Raw genomic sequence first — 24,179 nt, 5'->3', positions numbered from 1 at the left:
TCATGAAACTCATACATCTAGTTATCCCTATGTCCGGAGAAGGTGCCCGTTTTCAATCAGCAGGCTACGCACTCCCTAAGCCATTAGTCCCCATTAATGGCGTGCCAATGATAGAAAAAGTGCTTGAGTCATTTCCACATAGGTGGCCTACTCAATTTGTTTTATCAAAAATCCATCTGGACACAGACTTATCAATTGTCCTAAGAAAATTGCGTACAAATGCAGCTCAAACGGTCATTGCACCCCACAAATTAGGCCCTAGTCATGCAATTGCTCTTGCCTTGGATGAAATTCCCGAAGACGCTCCCGTATTAGTTTCCTATTGCGACTATGGGATGGTCTGGGACTCGTCACGTTTTGAAGCTTTTGTAAAGGATACAGATTGCGATGCGTGTGTGATTTCATATCGCGGATTTCATCCTCATTATCTAAGTCAAATGAAATATGCTTATAGTAAATTAGAAATGGGTCAGGTCGTCGAAGTTCGTGAAAAGGAAAGTTTTACGGACAATCGTGAAAATGAATTTGCATCATCAGGTGGATATTATTTTAAAAATGCAAAGCTTCTTAAAGAAGCCATTTTAGCTCAGATCAATTTAAATTTACACTTAAATGGAGAGTACTATACTAGTCTAACAGTACAGGCACTTTTGGAAGCAAACGCTAATGTTAAAGTGAACGTTTTTGAAATTTTTGGTTTTTTCCAGTGGGGTACACCGGAAGATATCCAAAACTATGAGTATTGGGATAGATGTTTCAAAAACTACAATAAATTCAGAATTCAATCGACCTCTGTCGAGCAAAGTCTTATGCCTATGGCCGGAAAAGGGTCGCGGTTCGATGGGATCTCTTCTTTGCCCAAACCATTAATTCCTATCTTTGGTAATCCAATGTTTATCCGTGCGCAAAAATCACTACCTCGTGCCGAGTTAGAGGTGTTTGTTTGCCTTGCCGAATTTGCCGAAAGCCTTAAACTTCATGTATCTATTGACGCGCGTTTAAAGACTTTATCCTCGACTCCCTCTGGACAAGCCTTATCTACAGAACTTGGCGCGGAACTATTAAATCCCAAAAAGGAAGTAATGGTCACGGCATGTGATCACGCAATTGTCATGGATCCTGAGAGATGGGAGGAATTTAGTAAACAACATGATGCAGATGCCGTTATATTTACAATCCGAGGCTACCCAGGGGCTCTCCGTAGCCCGAACTCATATACTTATGTGGTCCCCGAAAAATCCCAAGAAAAATACCCCGTTATCAAAAATGTATCTGTGAAAGCTCCAATTTCTAATTCACCTAAAAATGATCACTTGTTGGTTGGAACATTCTGGTTCCGGTCCGCTGAGCTATTGATCAAAGGTATTAATTTGGCAAAAAATGCCAAAGTAGATGTGAACAACGAACTCTATCTTGATTCAGTCTTCGATCTTTTGATAGAAGCGGGACATTCTGTTCGAATATTTGAATTGGATGGCTACATTGGCTGGGGCGATCCACAATCGTTGAGCGAGGCCCTCTATTGGCAGGAGATGTTTTGCGGGTCCAGAGCTTCTATACGTGGGCCATACCCGGGAGTTGTAGATTGATTGAATTTGAGTTGGTACTACCCTGTTATAATGAAAGTAAATCTCTCGAGCTATTAGCTAAGCGGTCTGTCGACGCCGCACAGGACGCAGGCTTCACCCCCCACAGATTTAAACTTGTGCTCGTCGAAAATGGGAGCAGTGACGATTCGCGGGAGGTTTTGGATCAGATATCAAACAGCCCACTTGGTAATTGGATCAGGGTTGTAAATGTCGACAAAAATCAAGGGTACGGATTTGGACTGTTTACGGGCCTTAGATCAACTACAGCTCCGGTGATTGGTTGGTCCCATGCGGATCTACAATGTGATCCAAAAGATGCATTTAGAGCATACCACCTCCTTTCCCAAGGAGATACCTCTAGACGAATGGTTAAAGGGATACGCATTGGTCGCTCGACGAAGGAACGAATCGTCAGTCGAGTATTTGAATACTTTGCATTTATCCTCTTGGGGCTAAAATGCTATGAACTAAACGCTCAGCCCAAAATAGTATCTAGAGAAATCCTGAAATACCTGGATGCTCCTCCCTCAAATTTCGCATTTGACCTATATGCAATATATATTGCGGCAAAACAATCTTTTTCCATCGAGACCATCGAGGTTGCATTTCCGCCACGTGCCTTCGGTATTTCAAATTGAGCAGGTAGTTTTCTAAGTCGTTATCGTACTATTCTAAAAATGATTTTATACATGAGACAACTGGCTAAATCATCTGGTCGATTATGAAAAAAATATTTTCACAAAAAATTATTTTGGATCGGTCTATCCATAAAGATCGTTTTTCTTTTTGTACAGGGTTCCCACGTTATAGATGATTTTTTCGTTCCGTTTTTGGAAAAAGCCGTCTTAAATGTTGGGTCAAATCCTTGGGCACTCTCCCCAGCCCATTTCTTTCCCTATGGAAGTGTTTTATTTTTTATTTTGGCTCTACCAAAGCTTCTTTTCTACCAAATACTGGGCGCCACTACGCTCGGCTCTGGCATATTTGGGACTCTTCTTATCAAAGGACCAATTTTAATTTTAGATATCCTTCTTTTGTATTTTTTAGTCCGAGTTAATGAATCACAATTAAAGCGAATAATTTCATATTACTGGCTAAGCCCAGTGCTATTTTATATTAACTACATACATGGGCAATTGGACGTTGCTTCAACATCATTTGTAATTGCGTCTCTCTTTTTTATGATCCGAGGAAGAGCGGTTGGATCTGCTCTCCTCTTTGCTGCAGCTACTCTCTGTAAATTTCATGTGGTCATCATAGTTCCAATCCTATTGGCCTACATATGGAATCGAAACTTCTCAAAGTCCGCTATCAGGAAAATTGGTCTTTGGCTTGGAATCTGGATTTCGTTATCCGCATTGGGTTTTCTGCCTCTTCTATTTGCGAGTAGATTTTTCTACGCGAGCGTGAACTCTCCAGAGGCGCATAGATTGTTTGCGGTTAATATTCCATTCGAATCTGGTCCAACCTTGTATCTTGGCATGCTCTTTGTTTTAGCTCTCTTGGGCCGGCTCTGCATTTCTGGTCGAATTTCAAATTTGGGACTTATCTTCGGCTCTGGAGCCCTTTTTGGGATGTTGATCCTTGTGACTAATCCGATGCCTGGGTGGTATTATTGGATGATCCCCTTTATGACACTTGCATTTGTGTTGTATCAAAACATCCCCAGAACACTTTACTATTTGTTTAATATTTTCTATTTACTCTACTTCGTAGCCTTGCCTTATTTTGATTTAGGGACAGAGATTCATTTAATTCAGGGCATGCTACTGACGCTTCTTCAAACATCAGTTTTAGGTTTTCTATTGGCGTTAGAAGTAGTTGTTTTGAAGTTTGAAATGCCTTTTATACGCAGACTCCAGCCAGTAAAAATTGGGGTCGCCGGCGATTCCGGAGCTGGAAAAAATCATATCAGCATGTGCTTTCAGAATGTTTTCAGTAAATCCCAATCTGTGATTCTAGAAGGTGATGACTATCATCGCTGGGAACGAGGAAATAGATTTTGGGAGCAGTATAGTCACTTAAATCCTCGAGCCAATCATTTGATCGCAATGGCCCAACATGCCCGTGAACTTTTTCGTGGAAGATCCGTAACTCACCGGCAGTACGACCATCAAACGGGCCAATTTAATTTGCCCAAATTGATATCACCAACCAAAACTGTAATCATCCAGGGCCTTCATAGTCTTTACCTAAGAGGACTCAGGGCTACCCTAGATCTGAAAATTTTTTTGGCACCCGCGATCGATGTCCGAATCAATTGGAAAACCCAACGAGACCAAATCGAGCGAGGCTATACTCCTGATGCAATTCGAGAATCCATTTTGAAACGGGAGAACGACTCCAATCTTCATATAGCCCCTCAACGCCAATTTGCAGATTGGATCATCGAATACCAATCCGAACCAACCGTGATTCACACGCTGTGGAATGATGCCCCTATCGGACCACTGTTGGATAGCCTGGTAAAAGTAGGCGAGTGCAATATCAGTTATGTAAACACAATGGATATTGACCGAATTGGCTTTTCAATTGCCGGTGAGCCACCCGTCGAAACGATTGCTTTGATCGCAGATGAAATATTTGAAAGCCTCAGGCAGGTTACAAGATCTCGAGCAAATCCAGAATGGAAACCTGGATTCGACGGAGTCAATCAACTGATAATGCTCACTCTCTTAGAGGATCGTATCTTCAACCAACCAACAGGGATTTAATGGATTTTATTTTACATCGAGTTAATAGTGTTGATCAATTAGACAAAATGAATCCGGCATTTGGAGCTGAAATCGATGTCAGGTCAGATGTTAGTTATCCGGGAGAATTACACCTTTCCCATGATCCATGGAAAAAAGGCGATAGGTTCAGTGAATGGCTCGATGTATATGTAAAGAGAAAAATCCAAGGACCATTGATAGTCAATACGAAAGAAGACAGCCTTGAAACTGAAATCATTAAATTGCTTGATAAAAATGGCATCGACAACTACTTTTTTTTGGATACAACTTTTCCTACGTTAGTTAAATTTACTCACAAAATGATGCTCGGGCGGTTTGCACTGAGAGTATCTGAATTCGAGAAAGCAACTTCCACAATACCATTTAGGAACAAAGTTGATTGGCTTTGGATAGACTGCTTCGATGGCACCCCCATTCCCACAGCTGAATTGGTCAATCTGAAGCAATATTTCAAATTATGTCTTGTTTCACCCGAGTTGCAAGGGAGTAGCACCAGTCAAATAGAACAATTTGGTAATTTGGCTGGCCTGGCAGACTCAATATGCACAAAATATCCTAATATTTGGACCATGCATTTTCCTCATCTAGTTTAATAGAACGACGGTATCGGACCCAATTTTTAAAGTAGGAGTTCCTCATAAAGACCTGCATTTTCTCAGGCCGTCCAATTGGTAAGGTCATCGCAATCTCTGCTACAAATGAAAAATTCCTATGTATCTCCTTAAATAGCGGGTCAGCGTACTCATGGCCGGCCCATTTATAAAATAGGGGTTCCTCAATTGTTACGATTAGGTCTAGATTAGATGATGAAATATATTGTTGAAATTTTCCGACCTCTCGGGGAAACAGAGAAATTCCTTTATGAACATATAATGGCATCCACCCAGGGTGAAACTTAATGCGCTCATCCATAAATAAAATATCATGATTCATAAGTGCATTTATTTTCTCGCCATTTTTTTCTCGCTCTAAGAAATTTAAAATCTCACAATACAATAAATAGAATTTAAATACAGACGGATGAAGTAATTCTCCCTTTAGCGGACCATAGGGCTTCGGAACTAACTGGTCCCATTTAGTCGGCTGCCACAATGCGCTACTGATATAGAAATGAAAACCTATGCAAACTACAAAAAATACCCTTAATGCCTTCGATATAGATGACCCGCCCAGCATTGAAAAGGCAATTGCTCCAATTACTGCCGTAGGTGGTTGTAAAAATTTATAACCGCCCGATACTTGTGTAACTATACTAGCCGCGACAAGTACACCAGTAGCAATAGCTAACTTGTACGCTCTCATTACGGTGGCTTTTGATTTCGCAAACTCTAGAGTATCCATGTAGCATTTTGGGATCCCCCTGAAACTTATTTCACTAAAAAACGCTACGAGAACCAGAAAATAGGCTTGAGTTGTCTCTCCAAAATTGAACGGAATCGCCCAATTATCAAATAAAAATGAAAAAATATTGAAATTGATATGCCCTAGCCTTGAAGCGTGTGGGGCCTGTCCAAAATTAAACCAATAGAGAAATTCTCTAAATTGTCCCTTCCTGATTACTGGGTACAAAATCCAAATTGCGAAAACGATCAGAGAGCTAGCCAAGAGGCCTATTCCAAAAAACCGCTTGCGAACGGAGACGCCTGGGAGGAACATTAAAAATGTGAAAACAAGAATTATACTGAGCGCGCCCATATCTTGTTTAGTCAAAAAACTTGCAGCACAACAGGCTCCACTCAATAAATAATATCGGTAATTCAATGCCTGAAATTTTTCTGGAACCAGTACAAGCAAAATGACGGGAAAAAGCCCAAAGAGAGCCGCTGTCTCATTATACCAAAGACGTCCATTATAAGAAAAGATCGAAATCGAAAACAAACCGGCAAGGCCAATCGTTGAAATTAATCCCCACTTTTTCTGTTGTGAATATCTGCTAATTAAAAATACAGATATTCCATTCAAAAACGCAGCAGGCAATATTCCACCAATAATCGTCGGGCTAAGCCTAAAACCAATAGCTTGTAGCATATATGTAACAGGTCCAGTTGATATACCAAAGTCTAAATAAGGAATTCTACCCTTAAAGATTTGCCAACCTCCCGACTGGATAAGAGGCATATCAAGACGATCTTCTGCCATTCCGACAAAAAAGACCCAGCTGACGGAAACCAAGCCTATCAATATTGGGATCACATATTGCGAATTTTTAATTCGATTCAGAAAGGCGATTAGATTCAACATTAAAATATTTCCGTCGGCCAATCAAACCAGTGCCGTGAAAGATTACTGAATTGAAACCCACAAGATCAAATTTAGCCATCACCCTATTTACCAATTTCAAGATATAAATCATTATACATATTCACGATGACTTCCCACGTTTGATTCTTTTCCCAATAGGATCTTCCGCGTTCCCCGACATCCGCCAAATCTTTCCTCTCAAGGCATTTGGCCAATAATTCCGTTGCAACCTTAATATCATTTCGGACTAATGGGATATGCTCCCTCGATGGCACGACCCAGCCCGATTGACTGGAATTTACGATGTCATAACTTGCGCCCGCTTCGGAACACAGAATTGGTAACCCAGCCGCCATCGCCTCGATCAACACAATTGGGTAGCACTCAATCTGGGATAGAAATACAAATAGGTCAGACTGTTTAAAGGCCTCAATTACTTGAGGCCTGGGCAAACTTAAAAGATGTATACTTTTTTTAGAGAACCAAGAACGGGGACTAAACACTCCGGCAATAAATGAGCGAACAATCCCCGCTTTACCACCACTAAATTTTATCCATGGAAACAGGTTAAACAATCTTGCTTTTTTTGTACATGCTGCAATACATCCGTCAGCACCATATCCCTCTCCCAATATAACCAAGGCGATATCTTCTCCAACAATTTCCGAAAATATGGAAAAACAGTCTGCATGCCCCTTGGTTCCTGTATGGTTTCCGACTGTTAGCAGAACTTTAGCTTCGGGAGATACACGTAAAAACTGTCTCAAGTTAAAATCGGATTTGGCCGAAAACTCTTCCTGGGAGGCTCCATTAGGGATAATTATCCCATTTTCAATCCCACAAGTTAGGCCAAAAAAATAATCTCGATATTCCTTCGAATGATAAATTACTTTGTCGAACTTTTTAAGAATGGCTGGCAATTCTTCATAGTACCGTTGAAAACGTGGATCATATAGAGCAGAATACCCGGTCGGTACTATTACTTTATGCGCCTTAATTTGATCTATTACTGCCAACGCAATATCCGTCGCCCACTGTTGCATCGCAAATACCACAACTATATCAAAATCACTTTGTGTTAATAGGTAAATATAGTGATTTACCTCACCCCATTTCAGTCCCGAAACTGAGTTGCCTGAAATTTTAAATTGATGAACAGTAACTCCATTAATTTTTTTTTCAACCCTTCTTGAATCAAAAGATGTCGCGACATGAACTTCGTGCCCCAACTTAACTAAACCTTCAGAAATTTTTGAAACCACTTCCTGCATCCCGCAACGAAATGGCAAATAGTGTTCGACACAATGTAAAATTCTAAGCTTACGCACAAACTACCCTTATATTAGATGTTGTTTTCCATAATTAGATTTTCCTAAAGACCAAGAGGTTAAATAGGTAGTATGGACTAAATGCCCTTACCCTGAAGTTACTAAATAGACACTTAAATAGCGATCCCGCGACACTAGTCGACCAACCAACTCTCCTATGAATCCAATCGATAACTAGCTCTGCATCTCGTTCAGAGACCAAGGTCTTTTTAAGCTGACCTATTTGTAGGCTTCTCGAAAGTGTCACTTGGTTCGACGAATGGATGCTCGATGATTGGACACTATGAATCCTATAGTTAAGCAGAACCTCTGGTAGGTTTGCACAGTGCACCTTATCTAAGCATCTGCACCAAAATTCATAATCTTCAACTGGATAGCTCGAAACCGAATATTTCCCAACCGTATCTAAGACTCGATTCCTGTCAAACATTACTGTTGGGTGCCCGAATGGATTATTCAAAAGTGTAGCAATCTTAATCCGACTGTGATTCGTTGGGACCTCAATTATAATATTTGAGTTGGGAAAATACTTCCAATTGGATCCAACAATCGCAACATGGGAATTATTAGATAGGTACCTAACTTGTCTCTCAAACCGGTGTTCAAGGGCAATATCATCCTGGTCCATTCTTGCGATGTACTTGCCTTTGGCAAACTCAACTCCTCTATTTAAGGTCGCTGGCAACCCAAGATTGGTTTTGTTTTCTAAAATTTTAATCCGAGAATCCATTGCGGAATAGGAGTGCAATATCTCAAGTGAGTCATCAGTTGAAAGGTCATCGACTAATATCAACTCAAAATCTGGTAGAGTTTGTGATAAAATGGAATCAATAGCCTCTCTTATGAATTTACTACCGTTGTAAACAGGTAGTACGCATGAGACCAATGGAGTGTTCACAATGACTTCCTCATTAATACAAGGCCTTCTTCCAAATCGATCGAAGGACTCCAACTAAATGTTTTTTGGAATTTTGACGGGTTTAGGACGCTCCACGGCTTCTCGTCACTGACCATTTCAACTGATTCGACGCCTATATTTTTATTAAATACCTTTTCGATCATTTTCAGGACTTCTTCAATTGAGTGTCCAATACCCGTTGATAAATTATAGATTTCGAATCCAGTTGACGGATCTGATGCCACTACACAAGAAATTCCATCAACAACATCAATGAGTGAAATATAGTCCCTCACTGTGTCAAGGCTTGAAAATAGATTTAACTTCCGCCCCTCTAAAATAGCCTGAACGGCCACCCCTATTAAACCTTGTTTGCGCCGAATCGGCAAAAGTTCTCCATAAGGATTCGACAACCTCAGAACCGACACTCGTACCTCGTACTTGTCTGTGAGATATTTTAAGAAAGCTTCGTGACAGATTTTTGAGATTGTATAATTACTGCTCCCACCAATTTCATCATTTTCTGAATACCTAATCCTATTCCCAAATTCATCCATCTTTTCCTGGCTATAGATTGCTCCGCCAGACGAGGGAAATACGATGTGACACCCCGGATTCAGCTCACAAAAAAGTTCTAAAAACCTAAAAGATTCAGTCCTTGCTCCCAAGTGGCTAGTAGCGTTAGATGTTCGAATCGAGACACCGGAACCAAAGTGCAATAGATGTGAAAAACCAGCGAGACTGTGATTTGTCGATATCGAGGAACTAATGTCAAAATTCAACTCTGATCCACTTCGAGAAGATCCAACAACCGGAAATCGTAAATGCCGTGAAAGGTGTTTTCCCAAAAAACCTGTTGAACCAGTCACCAATATTCTTGGGCCCATAATAGCAACGTTACCTTTATTAAATTAAGTTTATGACTTCAAAATTGTACCATCTAGAAAATTGAACTAAATCAAGACCAGATCAATCTGACGGACATTTACTCAACTATCATTTATAACTCAAGGAAACATCCGTCCAGTGCGTAACACCACTGGAATGCTCCTGATAATACCGATCCTCTAGGGACTCACTACCTGGTTTGGTGTACCATGGCATATGGCGAGCAATATATGGAAAATTCGTTCTGACGCTATTCAGCAAGTGTCCCCCTGCTTGATTTTCCCTGTACAAAGCAAAAGTGGTATCTACAGGCGCTAGAAAAGTGTCAGCGGTAAATTTGCGTTTCCAAAAATCTATTTCGTGATTTTTGATAAGTTTAAAATATTCATGGTCGTTCGGCAAATCATCCAATCGGAGTCCAATGCCTACTTTTTCAAGAATGGGATTGTCTTCCAAGATATCAACCATGTGTGACAACAAATCGGAAGGACAATCTGGGTCTGGTACAACGTCAGGATCACTATAAACATAGTGGCCGCCTAGAAATTTCTTGAAAATTCCACTATTCCACAAGGCTAAATACCCATAGTTATTTTTCAATCTGATCAACTCAAAGGGCTTAGTTTTATAGTACTCCAACAAAGGACCATAGGTTGAACAATTATCAATGACAAATATGTTATTATATCCCATTTTTCTAAGCCAATCCACGAGCAACACCAAATAACTGAAACGATTCCGATTATTTATTATAACTGGCAGGTTTTTAGAGTCCATTTATATTCACTTTCCCAACACTGTCCAAATGGAATTTATTAATGAACTCAAAAATGTTGAATGCTTCAGCTGAAGAACACCAAATCCGCGAATACCTATCCCTATTCACCAATCCAGCAAGTGCAATACTTCCTGAATAAACCCTTTGTATACCTATCCCTAACCCTCTAATGTCTGATAATATATCGACAACATTATTGCCAAAAATTACAATATCTACACCTTTAGACGCGAACTCCATATTTGCAGGCAACTGATAGCTAGGATTCAATTCATCGTTACAAAACACCAACAAACTATGTTCAGGATCACCACCTCTTGTGTCGATCCATGTCGATGGATCAAAATTGCCTACCGGGCCATCAAATATCCCGGAAATCAACGTGATGCGCTTTCGCGGACAAAAGTCTGCGATATCAATACGATCAGTTAATCGTTCACAAACATAGCTAAACATGGTGCTGCAAAAATGTGATTTCAGAGATGATCCATATTTCAGACTGCACCATCTTTCAACCACACCACTAGTTTTCTCAAATCCAACACTGAGTAGGTACTGATAAAGCCTTTCATCCATACCTCGGATATTCCTAGCCGAAAACGAAATGGGTCTCTTAAGTTGATCAGATAATTCAACCGAAAGTTTTACTTGATCAACCTGTTGGGATATATTTCCCTGAAGGCGAACTAGCACACTCTTCGGTGGTATCTTGCATGAATTCCTGATTGAGAATAATATGCGTTTCTCGAGTCTGATTATTTGATAAATCAGTTTAAGAAAACTCCTTCTCTGATTAACTACGTTTTTCTGAATGAGAAATCGTAGCACTGGATAAATTAATTTACTTTGCCTGCCTGCATCTGCAGTTTTTTTGAATAAAACTCGTCCTAAGATCCAAAAAACCAGAGCGCACAACTGAAAACTGGTAGCCCTTCCCTCATAGCTATCTGCTATCACATGATTCAAGAATCCTCGGTTTCCCAATTTTGAAATCTTACAAAATAATTCCAATTGAATTCTGCTTCGATGGGCATCTTGTGCCTCTTTGTAGATATTGCTCACCTGTCCCAGATGAGACCGATAGGAAATTAGTACTGATGGCAAATTAGCAAAACTGTACGTCCCTATCAACCTGGTCCATAGACCAAAGTCTTCACAGTGTAGATCATCCTCAGAATATCTCAATTCTAAATTCTGAAAAATATTTGACCGAATCATCACCGAAGGATGTGCAATAACGCATCCAATTGTCAAAAAACCTAAAGTAATGTCGTCGTTTGTTAATGGATGTACGACCGTTCTGTCCTGGCCAATTACGGAGTAACTAGATCCCACTACAGAAACGGAAGGATTTCTATCTAGGAAATCAACTTGAGCATTCAAGCGCTCGAGTGACGAAATATCATCGGCATCCATTCGAGCAATAAATCGCCCCCGGCAAAGATCAATCCCATCATTTAGCGTCTTTACTAAACCCACATTGACTGTATTTTCAAAGTATCGAATTCTAGGATCACGAAAACTTAAAATTTTTTCCTTAGAACAGTCTGAGGATCCATCATTAATAATGACTAGCTCAAAGTCGACCATCGTCTGACTCAAAATGCTGAAAATGGCCTCTGAAACATATTTTTCACAGTTGTAAACTGGCATCAAAACTGAAACCACTGGGACTGCAGGGCCATCCGAAATCAAATCCAATTTTGATCTATTTTGAGCCATGATTCGCCCGGCGTCAGTCATTCGGGGATGAATTCCAGCTAACTTTTTCGGCTAGTATTCCGTCTGAGTACCGACGTTGTCCCTGTACATTAACGACATATGCTCTTTCATGCCATTCAATAACATTGGAATAACTCCCCTCTGAAAGTACTAAAGTTAAGAAATACTTCCCAGGCTGCAATCCAATTTTCCCTAAAGTGATCCCCACGATTTTCTCTCCCACAATCAAGTCAGGCAAATTGCCATCAATTTGACTATAAGAAGTAACAATAATTACTCCATCAACCGTAAATAATGAAAAATTAATCAGGGGTCCAATTATCCTTCGCTGAGACCGAATTTTGATAATTATGTCCAAGGGTTTCGTTTGGTCCCAGTCAACTTCGGGCAAGGCTTTTCCGTCGATTTTCACTGCCGCAATCGTACACGTCGGATCATTGCTTATGACTCTAGTTCCTGATTTCTCTATCCCTGAAACTGCCTTGTTAAGCATATAGGTTTCAAAACTCGAGCAAACATCTCTCGATTCACCCTCAAGCTTCACTTTTCCTTGATCAAGCCATAAAACGTTTCGGCAGACATTACGAACTAGTTGCATCGAATGACTAACTAAAACAATGGCCCCACCCTTCGCCTGATAGTCAGCGATCCTTTTATGGCATTTTAACGCAAATCCAAGATCCCCAACAGCAAGCACTTCATCCGCAATAAGGACATCAGGATTGGAATGGATAGATATAGCAAATCCCAACCGCACGACCATACCCGAAGAATAGGTTGATACGGGAGAATCGATAAATTTCCCGATATCAGCAAAATCTACGATCTCATCGAACATTCTCCGGATATCATCTCGATTCATCCCGATCAATGTTCCATTTAAATAAATATTTTCGCGACCGGTTAAATGGGGGTGAAAGCCTGCTCCTACCGAAATTAAAGCCCCAATCCGACCCTTCGAAAGTATCTGTCCTGTGTCTGGCGGATAAATTCCAGTGAGGACTCTAAGTAAGGTAGATTTTCCGGCGCCATTCTCGCCCACAATCCCAATAGCACCTCCAGCAGATAGCTCAAAGGATATGTCTTTAAATGCCCAAAATTCACCAGGACGTAGCTCATTTCGTTTTGGCTTTCGCGATACTGCTTTTCTCGCCATATCTCTTGCAGCAAGAAAAAGACCACGCCTCAAAGTATAACTAAATTTCTTAGATATATTCTCTACACTAATTACTTGCTCCACAAATGCCTCATCTTAACCCAACTTTTCGGTTGTAAAAGGCTCTACTAAACAGAATATCCTAAATACGACAATGAATCCAACAAACGAAATTCCAAGCGTTAGTCCATGCTCAGAGGAGAATTTGAAATTTTGATCCATTAGAATATCACGAGGTAAGTTAATCATCGATGTTAAGGGATTATACATAAACAATTTAGCTAAACCCACCCCTTTGGGCACTCCATAGGCGACAGGAGTAATGAAGAACAGAAAGTTCATTCCCGTGTCTATGACAGACTTAATATCCGGAAGTACCACTGCCACCGGAGAGGCAATCAATCCAATAGCCCCTGCTGTAAACCACAATGGCAGCATGCCTAATGGCAGGAGAAGCCATTGAATTTTTGGTTCAATTCCCAAAAAAATCGCTATGATCATTGAAAACACAAAGGATGGAGCAAAATTAGCTAAGTGTTGTGCTGCCTGTTTAAAATACATTAATTCCTTTGGAAAGCTAATCTGCAAAGCAAAACCGCTGGAAGCTTGTATCGTTTGTGAACTTGCCACATACGCTCCCGTGAAAAATGACCAGAACAAAATTCCTATAAGCAGATACAGATTATAGTTCAAACTTTTATCAATATTCGGATTTAACAACCCCGAATAATTCATCAGTAACCACGAAATCATACCCATTAGTGGGCTGATTAATATCCACGATGCTCCTAAAAAAGATCGTTTATAACTTGCAAATAAGTCCCGCTTCAAAAGGTACCAAATTACCCAACGTTTTTCACCGATTCCATTGTAAATTTTTTTGAAACTGCCAATAAAACTTAAGGTTTCATCAGCCACAATTCTCCGATTAAATGGTGAAACATGCTTCATTTTAATACCCCTATTGAAACAGATAATGACTGATCGAACACTTCCGGCTCGCCATCCAATCAACTGCCCTCTTGCTCCCAATTCATGCATACAATTAACCAAATTGAGAAAAACGATATTACGGATCAATTTTTAGCCATCGATCAGGCACTATTTCAATTTTGTTCAGCTCTGGATCATTTAGCCATCTAGATGGCGCCACAATTATCCCCTCCTCAGTTTTCAACCAAGCCGCCCACCAACTGTAAGTAGAGTTAGCAATAATAGAGTGCTCGCAAAAATTCATCATATAAAAATCATCGTAAAAGCCCTCCGAAATATCCACGACTCTTGCGTCCTTGAATTTTGCAAAACTTTCTTTAGCCCACTCTTGGTCATCAGAAAATATATAGAACACTATATCGGGAGTAAGTTCTCGGATTTGCTGCATTGCATTATCAAAGTAAGTAGCTCCGCAGACATCATGTATACTGATCGCATCACCTTTTGAAACGAAATCACCTCTACGAACATGGACTGAACATGAATTTCTGCCTTGGCATTTTTCCGCGAAGTCTACAGCTCCCCTTGACGCGACCTTGGGATCAATAAATATGTTACTTAACTCGGCTTTATAGGCAGAAAAATAATTCTCTGATTGCCAATATCCCTCTAAAATTACACCACTTTTAAGTGTAGTTAGAGTCTTGTCAAACCTTAGAGATCGTTCGACAAATGGAGTCCCTCTTATAAGAAATGGTGGATCAGAAAACAAACTCATTTCTAGTTTAGGAAGGGTTAGGAGCCGTTTTCTTAAAACCTTGACGCGCAGATTAAAGTTATCAAGTGCAAAAGGCCAAGTTTTATAATCCGAAAAAGCGGACGCATCTATCACCAGATTTTCATTGATTTGTTTCGCAAGTGCATATCCAGTCGCAAACTGAAATAGCTGATTCCCGAATCCCCCTAAAAGCCGCGTGACGACCATGTGACTCTCTCCTGAATATCGACCTTGTCCCACACATAGTTGAAGTTTGACGAGGAGAGGCCATTTGCAATTCATCCTATTTTTTGATCAAAATCAATTTCATTTTCTTGTTTTGTTGGATGGCGGTTGGCCCAACACTCTATAGGTCGAGTAACCTGAGTCAGGTCGCCATCTACAACATTTTGAAATATCTCAAGGTCCTTCAGGTCCTTTTTCCCGCTGTAGTTAATGACACCAAAAAATCCACACATAATTCGCTACCTGCCTATGCCAAAATATTTAATTCCTGTTTTACTAAACTGCTCTTTTGAATAGATATTCCTGCCGTCAAAAATAGCACTTAATTTTGTTGCTCCAGCAACCCTGTCCCAGTCAATTGCTTTGAATTCTTGCCACTCTGTAAATACGACAAGTGCCTCAGCATCACAAAGAGCTGCCTCACATGAGTCAAAGTAAACGGTTGTGTTTGAAGGCGGGAATACTTTTTTGGCATTCTCAGCTGCAACTGGATCGTATAGATTGACCGAGGCTCCCTTTGCAGCCAAATAGGACAAGATATTTATGCTTGGCGCCTCCCTCAGATCATCTGTGTTGGGCTTAAAAGCCAGCCCCCAAACGGCTATTTTTTTGCCTTTGAAATCATTATTAAAGTAATTCGCAATCTTTGATGTAAAATATTTTCTCTGTTCGGAATTCGCCAATGACACAGCTTCTAAGACTCCAAGCCGGCACTTCATCCCTTGCCCAAGACTGATCAAAGCTTGGACATCCTTTGGGAAACAGGACCCACCGTAGCCAACACCTGGGTAGAGAAAATCGAAACCAATCCTAGGATCGGAGCCGATACCGATTCTTACCTGCTCAATATCGGCACCCAAAGCCTCTGCTAAGCGTGCTAATTCATTCATAAACGATATTCTCGATGCTAACATGGCATTCGCTGCATATTTCGAAAGTTCTGCAGATTCTGGATCCATGAATAGCATACGAGCATGGTTTTTTTGAAATGGAGCATAGAGATCTTTCATGACCTGTCTGCTAATCTCTGAGTTAGATCCCACGATCACTCGGTCTGGCTTAAGAAAATCTTGAATTGCCGATCCCTCTTTCAAAAATTCTGGATTTGAAACTACATCGAAGTCGAGATTCAAGCTTCTCTTTGCGAGCACGCTGGTGACAACTTGTTTGACTTGCTTAGCAGTACCCACCGGGACAGTTGATTTGTTCACGATAATTTTGTTTTCCCCCATATGCATAGCGATATTTTCTGCCGCGGTGATAACGTGGGATAGGTCAGCCATACCATCTTCATCTGGTGGGGTGCCAACTGCAATTATCTGAAGATGGCCGTGATTTACACTTTCTTTAACATCCGAGGTAAATCTTAAGCGCCCTGAATGGATATTCTTTTTAATCATTCCCTCTAGTGTTGGTTCATATATTGGGACGATACCATCTTTTAAGAGATTGATTTTGTCCGCATTCAAGTCGAAGCAAATGACATCATTCCCAACGTCGGCAAGGCATGTCCCCGTTACCAAACCAACATATCCAGAACCTATTATTGACACTTTCATTTGGATCTCCCATAAAAATTTAATTGCCCTTACAATGCGCGAGTTTCAATACAAAATCTCTATTATCAATGTACCAGCTCACACACTCTTTCAGGCCCACCTCAAGGTTTACGCTTGGCTCCCAACCGAGAAGTTCTTTAGCTTTCATGTTGTTCGCTCGTGTGGTTTCCATGTCAGAAGATTGAGAGGGAAGTCTACTGATTTTCGCCTTTTTGCCAATGTCAATTTCTAAAAGTTCAATCATTTTATTGATCGTGATTGGATCGCCACCCCCTCCCAAATTTATCACATCAAAGCCATGGATTCTCTGCATAGCTGATAGCACTCCTTTGGAAATATCAGAGATATAGGTGAAATCTCGAGACTGAGTGCCATCGCCAAAAAGAGTTAACTGCTCACCGGAATCGATAGCCTTTATAAACCTAAAATAGCTCATATCTGGGCGCCCCGCTGGCCCATATACAGTAAAGAAGCGCAAGACAGTCACGTCGATTTTATAGAGGTGATGATAAGAATAGCATAAAATCTCTGCACCCTTTTTAGACGCCGCATACGGAGATATTGGATTGTTCACGGGTTGGTCTTCAGAAAAGGGAGTTGGATGCCCGGCATACAGGGAGGATGTTGAGGCTAAAATAAATTTAGATATTGAATGTTTTCTCATCAACTCAAGCAAATTGAGAGTCCCTAAGACATTGGTCTCAAAATAGACTTGTGGGACTTCCTGGCTATAGCGGACACCTGCCATAGCCGCTAAATTGACGATCTTGTCGATTTTGTGCTTGGCGAAGACCTCTTCCAAAAATGGTCGATCGCAAATAGAGCCTTTGTAAAAATTGAAGGATTTCTCACCACTGATATGGCTGAGTTGGTTTAAGCGATATTTTTTTAATTCTGGATCATAGTATTCATTCAGAGAATCTACTCCAATGACCTCGGAGGTTCCAGCTCGCAAAAGGTCTCTTACGACATTAAAACCTATAAATCCCGCCGCGCCGGTTACAAGGACAGCCACTTTTTATTCACCTCATCCTTTTGCCAGGAATCTTCCATTAATTTTCCCAAGCCAACCAATTACTTGTGCTTTCTAATTGAATATTCAGTTTTTTTCAGCAAACTTTGGCCTTACAATTATGCTGCGCGCAAAACGCAAACAGAGGTTGACCGCTTCCTGACTTAAAACCTGGGTCTTTAACCGACAATTTGGGTGAAATATCAATTTGGAATATCTGCATATCTAATGTATGGATTTGAATGATCAAGCAAACTTTAGGAATCAAACATGATACTTGTGACTGGTGCTGCGGGCTTTATCGGCTCTTCGTTTGTAAAGATGCCCCATTTCAAAGGCAAAACCCTGATTGCTGTCGACTCGCTTACGTACGCAGGGCACCTGCCCAATTTATTCCCCGAGTCTGAGAATCCTCAATTCTTGCTTTCTACCAGCGCTATTGGGGATTATGCGACCACGTTAAAGCTCCTTCAGGAGCATGGCGTGAATACCGTCGTCAATTTTGCAGCCGAATCCCATGTCGACAATTCGATCAACGGCCCCGAGGTTTTTGTACAGACAAACGTGGTAGGAACCTTTAGGTTATTGGAAGCGGCCCGTCATTATTTCCAAGAGCTTTCTTTGGATGCCAAGAAAAATTTCCGATTGCTCCACGTATCAACCGATGAAGTCTTTGGTGAACTCGGCAAAACTGGGAAATTTTCGGAAACCACATCCTATGACCCAAGTTCCCCCTACTCAGCTACAAAAGCGGCATCTGACCATCTGGTAAGAGCCTGGCACAAAACATACGGTTTACCGACGATCGTCACTAACTGTTCTAACAACTACGGCCCTCGCCAATTTCCTGAAAAACTGATTCCTCGCATGATTTTGTGCGCTCTGAATGAGCAACCTCTGCCGGTTTATGGCAGAGGTGAAAATATTCGTGACTGGATCCATGTTGAGGATCATTGCCAGGGGATTTGGCTCGCTCTTACCAAGGGAACACCTGGTGAAACCTATTGTTTTGGTGGGAATTCGGAGCGACGCAACATTGATGTAGTGACGGGAATCTGCCAAATCATGGATGAGCTCAAGCCACGAGCTAATGGCAAGAGCTATCGAGATCTTATCACTTTTGTCGAAGACCGCTTGGGTCACGATTGGCGCTATGCTATTGATGATTCTAAGGCTCAACGCGAACTTGGCTTCAATCGTAAATTCTCAAAATTTGAAGATGGGCTCAAAGAAACCGTAAAATGGTATCTCGATAATCCGGAATGGATTCAATCAGTACTAGAAAAGGGGAGCAAAAAATGAAGGGTATCGTACTAGCCGGTGGTGCCGGAACTCGTCTCTTCCCCTCAACTCAAACGGTGAGTAAGCAACTTCTGCCTGTTTATGATAAACCCACCATTTATTACCCCATATCTATCCTTATGCAGGCCGGTATCCGGGATATTTTGGTTATTAGTACTCCCCGCGACCTACCTATGATCGAAAGCCTTTTGGGTACTGGTGAACAATTGGGAATTAATTTTTCCTATAAAATCCAGAAGGAGCCCAAAGGAATCGCCGAAGCCTTCCTTATAGGCCAAGAATTTATTGGGTCCGATCCTGTCTCTTTGATTTTAGGGGATAACTTATTTTATGGACACGCGCTTATCGACTCCCTCAGACTGTGCGCAAAAAACTCAGGAGCCACCGTCTTTGCCTATCATGTGAATAATCCAGAGGCCTATGGCGTTGTCGAATTTGATGAAAAGGGCCGTGCCATTTCGATCGAAGAAAAGCCACAAGAGCCTAAATCAAATTGGGCTGTAACAGGGCTGTATTTTTACGACAACCAAGTTGTCGATATCGCGAAGGCCCTGAAACCATCCGCTCGCGGCGAACTTGAAATCACCGATGTGAATCGCATATATCTGCAGAGAAGCCAGTTAAATGTGGAGTGCCTGGGTCGCGGTATTGCTTGGCTTGATACCGGTAACCATGATGCTCTATTGGCCTCCGCGCAATTTGTGCAAACCATTGAAAAGCGACAGGGATTGAAAATTGCCTGTCTCGAGGAGATTGCCTTTTTACAAGGCTTTATCACCAAAACCGAGCTTGCCAACCTGATCGAGACCTACCCAAATAGCACCTACACCGAATACCTTAAGAATCTCCTTCGCTTTGGACATATATGACTTTTGAGCGCCCAATTTTAGTTTTGGGAAGTTCAGGGCAATTGGGCCACGCTTTTAGGGAAGAATTTGGCGAAACTAAAAATGTGATTTTTTTGACCTCGGCGGACCTCAATCTCGCAAAAACGGATGAAATTGAAGTCTGCCTTAATCTCATCAATCCTCGGCTCATTATCAATTGTGCGGCATACACCGCCGTAGATAAAGCAGAATCTGAGCCCGAACTTGTTATTAAAATCAATGGCAAAGCTCCGGGAGAACTGGCTCGGTGGTGCAAAACCCATCAAGCCGCGATGATTCATTTTTCGACCGACTACGTATTTGACGGACGTCTCGATCGGCCCTATCTAGAAGAAGATCCAACTGGCCCATTGGGTGTTTATGGTCAATCGAAACTCATGGGTGAGCAACTCATAAGGCAGCATTTACAAGAGCATCTTATCTTTAGGATCTCTTGGGTTTTCTCTTCTGTAGGAAATAATTTTGTAAAGACTATGCTGCGCTTAGGCGCTGAGCGGGAATCTTTAAAAATTGTTTCGGACCAGATTGGCAGCCCGACTTATGCGCTCGACGTCGCTCAACTGGTTTTGCGCATTGGAGGAGTTGGGGGTCTCAATATCGCCAACAGTGAATTCCCCTTTGGCACTTATCATTTGCATAATCAAGGCGAGACCTCTTGGTTTGATTTTGCCCAGAATATTTTTTCTATCGCAAAAGAGCTTGGCGTGGGGATCAAAGTTAACGAAGTCTCACCGACTTCTACCGCCGAATTCGCAGCCCCTGCCCCAAGACCCTTAAACTCCCGCATGAATATGGGTTTGTTGCAAAAAGCCTTTGGGGTTGAGATGCCAAAGTGGCAGGACTCATTGAAGTCTTGTATCGTTGAATTACAGAAAAAATAAATTTTTGCGATTTCCTCGATCCATTTCCAACTATTCTAACGGTTCTTTTTATAATGGCTCGCCATATCCTCAATCAGGATCTCTATTTCATTTTCACATTTAATCCCTACAGATTCCAACCTGCCGGTATCGGCTATCAAAAAATTGGGAGCATCGCTCGCAATATTAACCTTAATATCCTCTCTACCCATGGCGAGGACGATTTTCGAGACTATTTGAGATAATGAGCTGCCAATCCCTGTCCCAATATTGACAACTCCTAAGTATTTTTTTTGATAAAGAGAAGATATGGTGGAGCAAATTTGAGGCACTCTCAGGAAGTCTCTTTTGCCTTGTACTCCGAAAATTTCCAAACTTCCGTTTTTTGGCGTTCTGATAATTTTTTTAAACATTGCGGGGATAAAATAATACTCTGGCTGGCGGGCGTCTGAAAAACTAAAAATTCTTCCCACGCACAAGGGAATTCCAAATTCCCTTGAATATGCCCTACACCAGTCTTCTCCCTGAAGCTTCGTAAGACCATAAAAAGTGAACGGACTGACCTTGTCATCCTCGTTTCGTGGAGCATCAGACGATGCGTAGACATGGGACGTGGAAGCATAAAAAAACCATGGGATATCCTTCCCCAAAGTCTTATGAGCGCGAAGAGCTTCTAAAATATTTAAAGTCCCTCCAACGTTCACATCAAAAGCAAGCTTCATGTTGTTATCGACGACTTGCTTAGGGACGATGGCGGCCAAATGTATGACCCCCGTAACGGACTCTTGTGAATAAATAAATCGATCAACAGCCGATTTATCACAGATATCGCCCTGAAAGAGGATCGCATCCGGAAAATATTTGACCAACTCTTGGCCAATTAAGCCACTTGCACCAGTGATAATGACTTTATCGGTCACTTTGCATTTGCCTTTTTTATTTTTGGAATCATGAAATAAATTTTTACTAAACCCCGAATCGCTCCCAAAATTTCGCTTAAAGAAAGTGAACTCTCACCCCTTGTGCGGTTAACGAATCGGGTTGGAAGCTCGACCACTACAAAATTTCTATAATAGAGATTTATAAGAATCTCGCTCAGCGCAATGAAACCCTTCCCGGCAGTACCACAGGTTTTTACTATTTCATCGGCCGCTCGTCTGCTGTACAAACGATATCCATTCGTATAATCAGAAACTGGCACTTTAAGTAAGGTTCGCGCCACCTTGTTGGAAAAGGCCGAAAAAATCTTCCGCTTCACTGGCCAATTCACAATTGAACTTCCCTTCATATATCGACTCGCAATCACCATATCCGCATGATCACTTTGAGCTTTGGCCAAAATTTCAGGTATTTGCTCGGGCGGATGCGAGAAGTCCGCATCGATTTCAAGTATATAATCTAAAGACTTATTTTTTAGAAGTGTCCGCACACCTTCGAGAACGGCCGACCCTCGGCCACCCTTTGTCTTTCGATGAACAATCGTAACCTCACTCCGAGTCAGGTCGTTGATCAATTGCACGCATTTTTCGTCTGCAGAATCGTCTACAATAATTATTTGAGATTGAGGGTGAGAGCCTAAGATTGAGTTCACTAACTTGACTAAATTCTCACCTTCATTGTAGGCCGGAATGACGATGCCGATTTCCATTTCTTAACTTCCATTTAGTTGAGCTTTTTTGGAGTGAACATTAGCGGGGCAACCAAAAGCCCTATTGGTCCCAAGCCAGCGTGATTCTGGATGAAAATAGCTGGAAACACAAGTGGCGCGCCGCGTGTTAACTGGCTTGGCTGGCCAAAATCCAGGAGACAATGCTACTAATCGAATCAAGTATCAAAAGTGCAAATGATGAAAGCTACACCTGCTATGAATGTTCAAGTTGAAGACTATAAAATCCCTGGATTAAAAGTAGTGACCCTGAGGCGCTTTGATGACGATCGGGGTTTTTTGTGGAAAGATTTAACGCCAGTCACTTTTCAGCCGTTGGCTTACCTATTGAATTTGTCCAAGACAACCTATCGCGCTCAGCTCCTGGAGTCTTACGAGGCCTCCACTATCAATTCGATAAGCCTCAAGGAAAACTTGTGGGAGTCATTAGGGGTCGTATCTGGGATGTTGCCGTTGATATTCGTAAAGACAGTTCGACCTATGGCAAATGGGCGGGAATTGAGCTAAATGGGGACGACCAAACTCTGCTCTGGATCCCCCCTGGGTTTGCCCATGGATTTTGCAATGTCGGTCATGAGACAGCAGATGTCTATTATAAAACCACGTCAGTCTATAACGGAAAAGGCGAGGAAGGTATAAAATGGTCAGATCCTGATTTCGATATCAAATGGCCAGTCACTCATCCAATCGTTAGCGCCCGGGATGAAGACGTTCAGACTTTTGCACAATACCAAAATAATCCCCGATTTTAGATCGAACTACGATAAGGCCCCATCCGGCCAACCAGTCCATCTCGCGTGCCATGTAGTATCGCCTTGATTTTTTTCCATCTATTGGTCTCAACCAATAGGACCTTCGTAAGATCCTTGATCGCGAATTGTTGATCTCGCCAAACCCATGCGCCAAAATGCCTTCGATAGAGAACGATGCGATTGCGCGCACGATAATACTGCCGCTCAACTGGGTAATTATGGGAGAAAAAAGACAGGGGACCAAATTTGTGACGCTTTGAGGCTCCCAATGAATGGGCCATTTGCGCGTTCCCAATCATGAAAACTTCGAGCCCCGACTTTCTGACCTTTAAGCAAAAATCATGATCTACCATATCTATAAAAAGATCCTCATCAAATCCGGAGACTCGGTCAAAAGTTGAACGCGGAATAAGGCAGCCAGAACTTATCACGTGCTCCCGAGGAATGAGAACATCTTTGCCCTTGCTACGAAGCTTTTTCTGAGGTCCCGTGTTCTTTTCAAAATGAGTTGGAGCTAAAATTCCAATTTGATCTTGATTTGGATAGAGTTCATAAGCCTCCATCATTTTATCTATAACTTCAGAAGTGAGCAATGTATCTTGATCAAGGGTTAAAACCCAGTCCACATCGCTCGCTAAAGCGTGTTTGACACCCACATTAAGTGCCGAGGCAATACCCAAATTGTGGCCGAGCCTGATTAAAGTAGTGTTAGGTCGCTTTTCGACTTCTCGAAGAAAATCGTTATGTAATGATGAACCATTATCGATGACATAGCTGTGTTTTACAGAAGACGCAATGGCCACCAATCCGTCGATCACCTCTGCTTTTGGATGAAACGTGACCACGATAGCAGCAATGGATTTCAAAACG

22 protein-coding genes and 1 pseudogene are annotated in these 24,179 nt (G+C 41.6%); 8 read left to right on the top strand and 15 right to left on the bottom strand.

Features of this window, described 5'->3' with window-relative positions:
* Positions 1-2: 2 nt before the first annotated feature.
* The 4 genes from IPL83_10980 to IPL83_10965 all read left to right on the top strand — a co-directional run bounded on the left by IPL83_10980 (position 3) and on the right by IPL83_10965 (position 4,917).
* Positions 3-1,589, top strand: a complete 1,587-nt coding sequence (locus tag IPL83_10980) for an NTP transferase domain-containing protein (GenBank protein ID MBK9039671.1) — start codon at positions 3-5, stop codon at positions 1,587-1,589.
* Positions 1,586-2,227: a glycosyltransferase family 2 protein gene (locus IPL83_10975; protein ID MBK9039670.1), complete on the top strand. Its 642-nt coding sequence runs from the start codon at positions 1,586-1,588 to the stop codon at positions 2,225-2,227. The genes IPL83_10980 and IPL83_10975 overlap by 4 nt, the downstream gene beginning before the upstream one ends.
* A 192-nt stretch (positions 2,228-2,419) precedes the next feature.
* Positions 2,420-4,303 (top strand): hypothetical protein, encoded by a 1,884-nt coding sequence (locus IPL83_10970; GenBank protein MBK9039669.1) that lies wholly within the window; start codon positions 2,420-2,422, stop codon positions 4,301-4,303.
* Positions 4,303-4,917, top strand: a complete 615-nt coding sequence (locus tag IPL83_10965) for a hypothetical protein (GenBank protein ID MBK9039668.1) — start codon at positions 4,303-4,305, stop codon at positions 4,915-4,917. The genes IPL83_10970 and IPL83_10965 overlap by 1 nt, the downstream gene beginning before the upstream one ends.
* Here IPL83_10965 and IPL83_10960 read toward each other — a convergent pair.
* The 12 genes from IPL83_10960 to IPL83_10905 form a co-directional block, all read right to left on the bottom strand.
* Entirely contained in the window at positions 4,880-6,586 is a 1,707-nt protein-coding gene (locus IPL83_10960) for a hypothetical protein (protein ID MBK9039667.1), read from the bottom strand. The two genes, IPL83_10965 and IPL83_10960, sit on opposite strands and share 38 nt — an antisense overlap.
* A gap of 62 nt (positions 6,587-6,648) precedes the next feature.
* Positions 6,649-7,827 (bottom strand): glycosyltransferase family 4 protein, encoded by a 1,179-nt coding sequence (locus tag IPL83_10955; GenBank protein MBK9039666.1) that lies wholly within the window; start codon positions 7,825-7,827, stop codon positions 6,649-6,651.
* A gap of 100 nt (positions 7,828-7,927) precedes the next feature.
* Positions 7,928-8,791 (bottom strand): glycosyltransferase, encoded by an 864-nt coding sequence (locus IPL83_10950; GenBank protein ID MBK9039665.1) that lies wholly within the window; start codon positions 8,789-8,791, stop codon positions 7,928-7,930.
* Complete coding sequence (locus tag IPL83_10945) at positions 8,788-9,678, bottom strand: NAD-dependent epimerase/dehydratase family protein (GenBank protein ID MBK9039664.1); 891 nt, start codon at positions 9,676-9,678, stop codon at positions 8,788-8,790. Before IPL83_10945 ends, IPL83_10950 begins: the two co-directional genes overlap by 4 nt.
* A 109-nt stretch (positions 9,679-9,787) precedes the next feature.
* Entirely contained in the window at positions 9,788-10,456 is a 669-nt protein-coding gene (locus IPL83_10940) for a glycosyltransferase (GenBank protein MBK9039663.1), read from the bottom strand.
* A complete protein-coding gene (locus IPL83_10935; protein MBK9039662.1) occupies positions 10,446-12,200 on the bottom strand; it encodes a glycosyltransferase in 1,755 nt (584 codons plus the stop codon). The genes IPL83_10940 and IPL83_10935 overlap by 11 nt, the downstream gene beginning before the upstream one ends.
* Positions 12,193-13,419, bottom strand: coding sequence for an ABC transporter ATP-binding protein (locus IPL83_10930; protein ID MBK9039661.1), 1,227 nt, complete (start codon positions 13,417-13,419; stop codon positions 12,193-12,195). Before IPL83_10930 ends, IPL83_10935 begins: the two co-directional genes overlap by 8 nt.
* 12 nt (positions 13,420-13,431) lie before the next feature.
* Positions 13,432-14,286: an ABC transporter permease gene (locus IPL83_10925; GenBank protein ID MBK9039660.1), complete on the bottom strand. Its 855-nt coding sequence runs from the start codon at positions 14,284-14,286 to the stop codon at positions 13,432-13,434.
* A gap of 118 nt (positions 14,287-14,404) precedes the next feature.
* A complete protein-coding gene (locus IPL83_10920) occupies positions 14,405-15,253 on the bottom strand; it encodes an alpha-1,2-fucosyltransferase (protein MBK9039659.1) in 849 nt (282 codons plus the stop codon).
* 71 nt (positions 15,254-15,324) lie between these two features.
* Entirely contained in the window at positions 15,325-15,504 is a 180-nt protein-coding gene (locus tag IPL83_10915) for a hypothetical protein (GenBank protein MBK9039658.1), read from the bottom strand.
* 6 nt (positions 15,505-15,510) lie between these two features.
* Positions 15,511-16,830 (bottom strand): UDP-glucose/GDP-mannose dehydrogenase family protein, encoded by a 1,320-nt coding sequence (locus tag IPL83_10910; GenBank protein MBK9039657.1) that lies wholly within the window; start codon positions 16,828-16,830, stop codon positions 15,511-15,513.
* A gap of 19 nt (positions 16,831-16,849) precedes the next feature.
* Positions 16,850-17,845: a GDP-mannose 4,6-dehydratase gene (locus IPL83_10905; GenBank protein ID MBK9039656.1), complete on the bottom strand. Its 996-nt coding sequence runs from the start codon at positions 17,843-17,845 to the stop codon at positions 16,850-16,852.
* A gap of 267 nt (positions 17,846-18,112) precedes the next feature.
* Between IPL83_10905 and rfbB the strand changes: the two genes are divergently transcribed.
* Genes rfbB through rfbD form a run of 3 tightly spaced genes read left to right on the top strand, consistent with a single transcriptional unit; the run spans position 18,113 to position 20,912 of the window.
* Positions 18,113-19,144: a dTDP-glucose 4,6-dehydratase gene (rfbB, locus tag IPL83_10900; GenBank protein MBK9039655.1), complete on the top strand. Its 1,032-nt coding sequence runs from the start codon at positions 18,113-18,115 to the stop codon at positions 19,142-19,144.
* Positions 19,141-20,013 carry a glucose-1-phosphate thymidylyltransferase RfbA gene (rfbA, locus tag IPL83_10895; protein ID MBK9039654.1) on the top strand — a complete coding sequence of 291 codons (873 nt, stop codon included), beginning with the start codon at positions 19,141-19,143 and terminating at the stop codon, positions 20,011-20,013. The genes rfbB and rfbA overlap by 4 nt, the downstream gene beginning before the upstream one ends.
* A gap of 41 nt (positions 20,014-20,054) precedes the next feature.
* Positions 20,055-20,912, top strand: coding sequence for a dTDP-4-dehydrorhamnose reductase (gene rfbD, locus IPL83_10890; protein MBK9039653.1), 858 nt, complete (start codon positions 20,055-20,057; stop codon positions 20,910-20,912).
* 35 nt (positions 20,913-20,947) lie between these two features.
* Here rfbD and IPL83_10885 read toward each other — a convergent pair whose 3' ends face one another.
* Together IPL83_10885 and IPL83_10880 are read right to left on the bottom strand one after the other, a co-directional pair.
* Positions 20,948-21,811 carry an NAD(P)-dependent oxidoreductase gene (locus IPL83_10885; protein MBK9039652.1) on the bottom strand — a complete coding sequence of 288 codons (864 nt, stop codon included), beginning with the start codon at positions 21,809-21,811 and terminating at the stop codon, positions 20,948-20,950.
* The gene (locus IPL83_10880; GenBank protein MBK9039651.1) at positions 21,808-22,539 is read right to left on the bottom strand and encodes a polyprenol monophosphomannose synthase; all 732 of its coding nucleotides are present in this window, start codon (positions 22,537-22,539) and stop codon (positions 21,808-21,810) included. Before IPL83_10880 ends, IPL83_10885 begins: the two co-directional genes overlap by 4 nt.
* A 216-nt stretch (positions 22,540-22,755) precedes the next feature.
* Between IPL83_10880 and rfbC the strand changes: the two are divergent.
* Positions 22,756-23,309: pseudogene (gene rfbC, locus IPL83_10875) on the top strand (dTDP-4-dehydrorhamnose 3,5-epimerase).
* Here the strand turns inward: rfbC and IPL83_10870 are convergent.
* Positions 23,306-24,175, bottom strand: a complete 870-nt coding sequence (locus tag IPL83_10870; protein MBK9039650.1) for a glycosyltransferase family 2 protein — start codon at positions 24,173-24,175, stop codon at positions 23,306-23,308. The pseudogene rfbC and the gene IPL83_10870 overlap by 4 nt on opposite strands.
* Positions 24,176-24,179 lie beyond the last annotated feature (4 nt).

The sequence above is a fragment of the Bdellovibrionales bacterium genome (assembly GCA_016716765.1).
Classification (GTDB): Bacteria; Bdellovibrionota; Bdellovibrionia; order Bdellovibrionales; family UBA1609; genus JADJVA01.
This window is presented reverse-complemented; position numbering and strand designations above follow the sequence as displayed.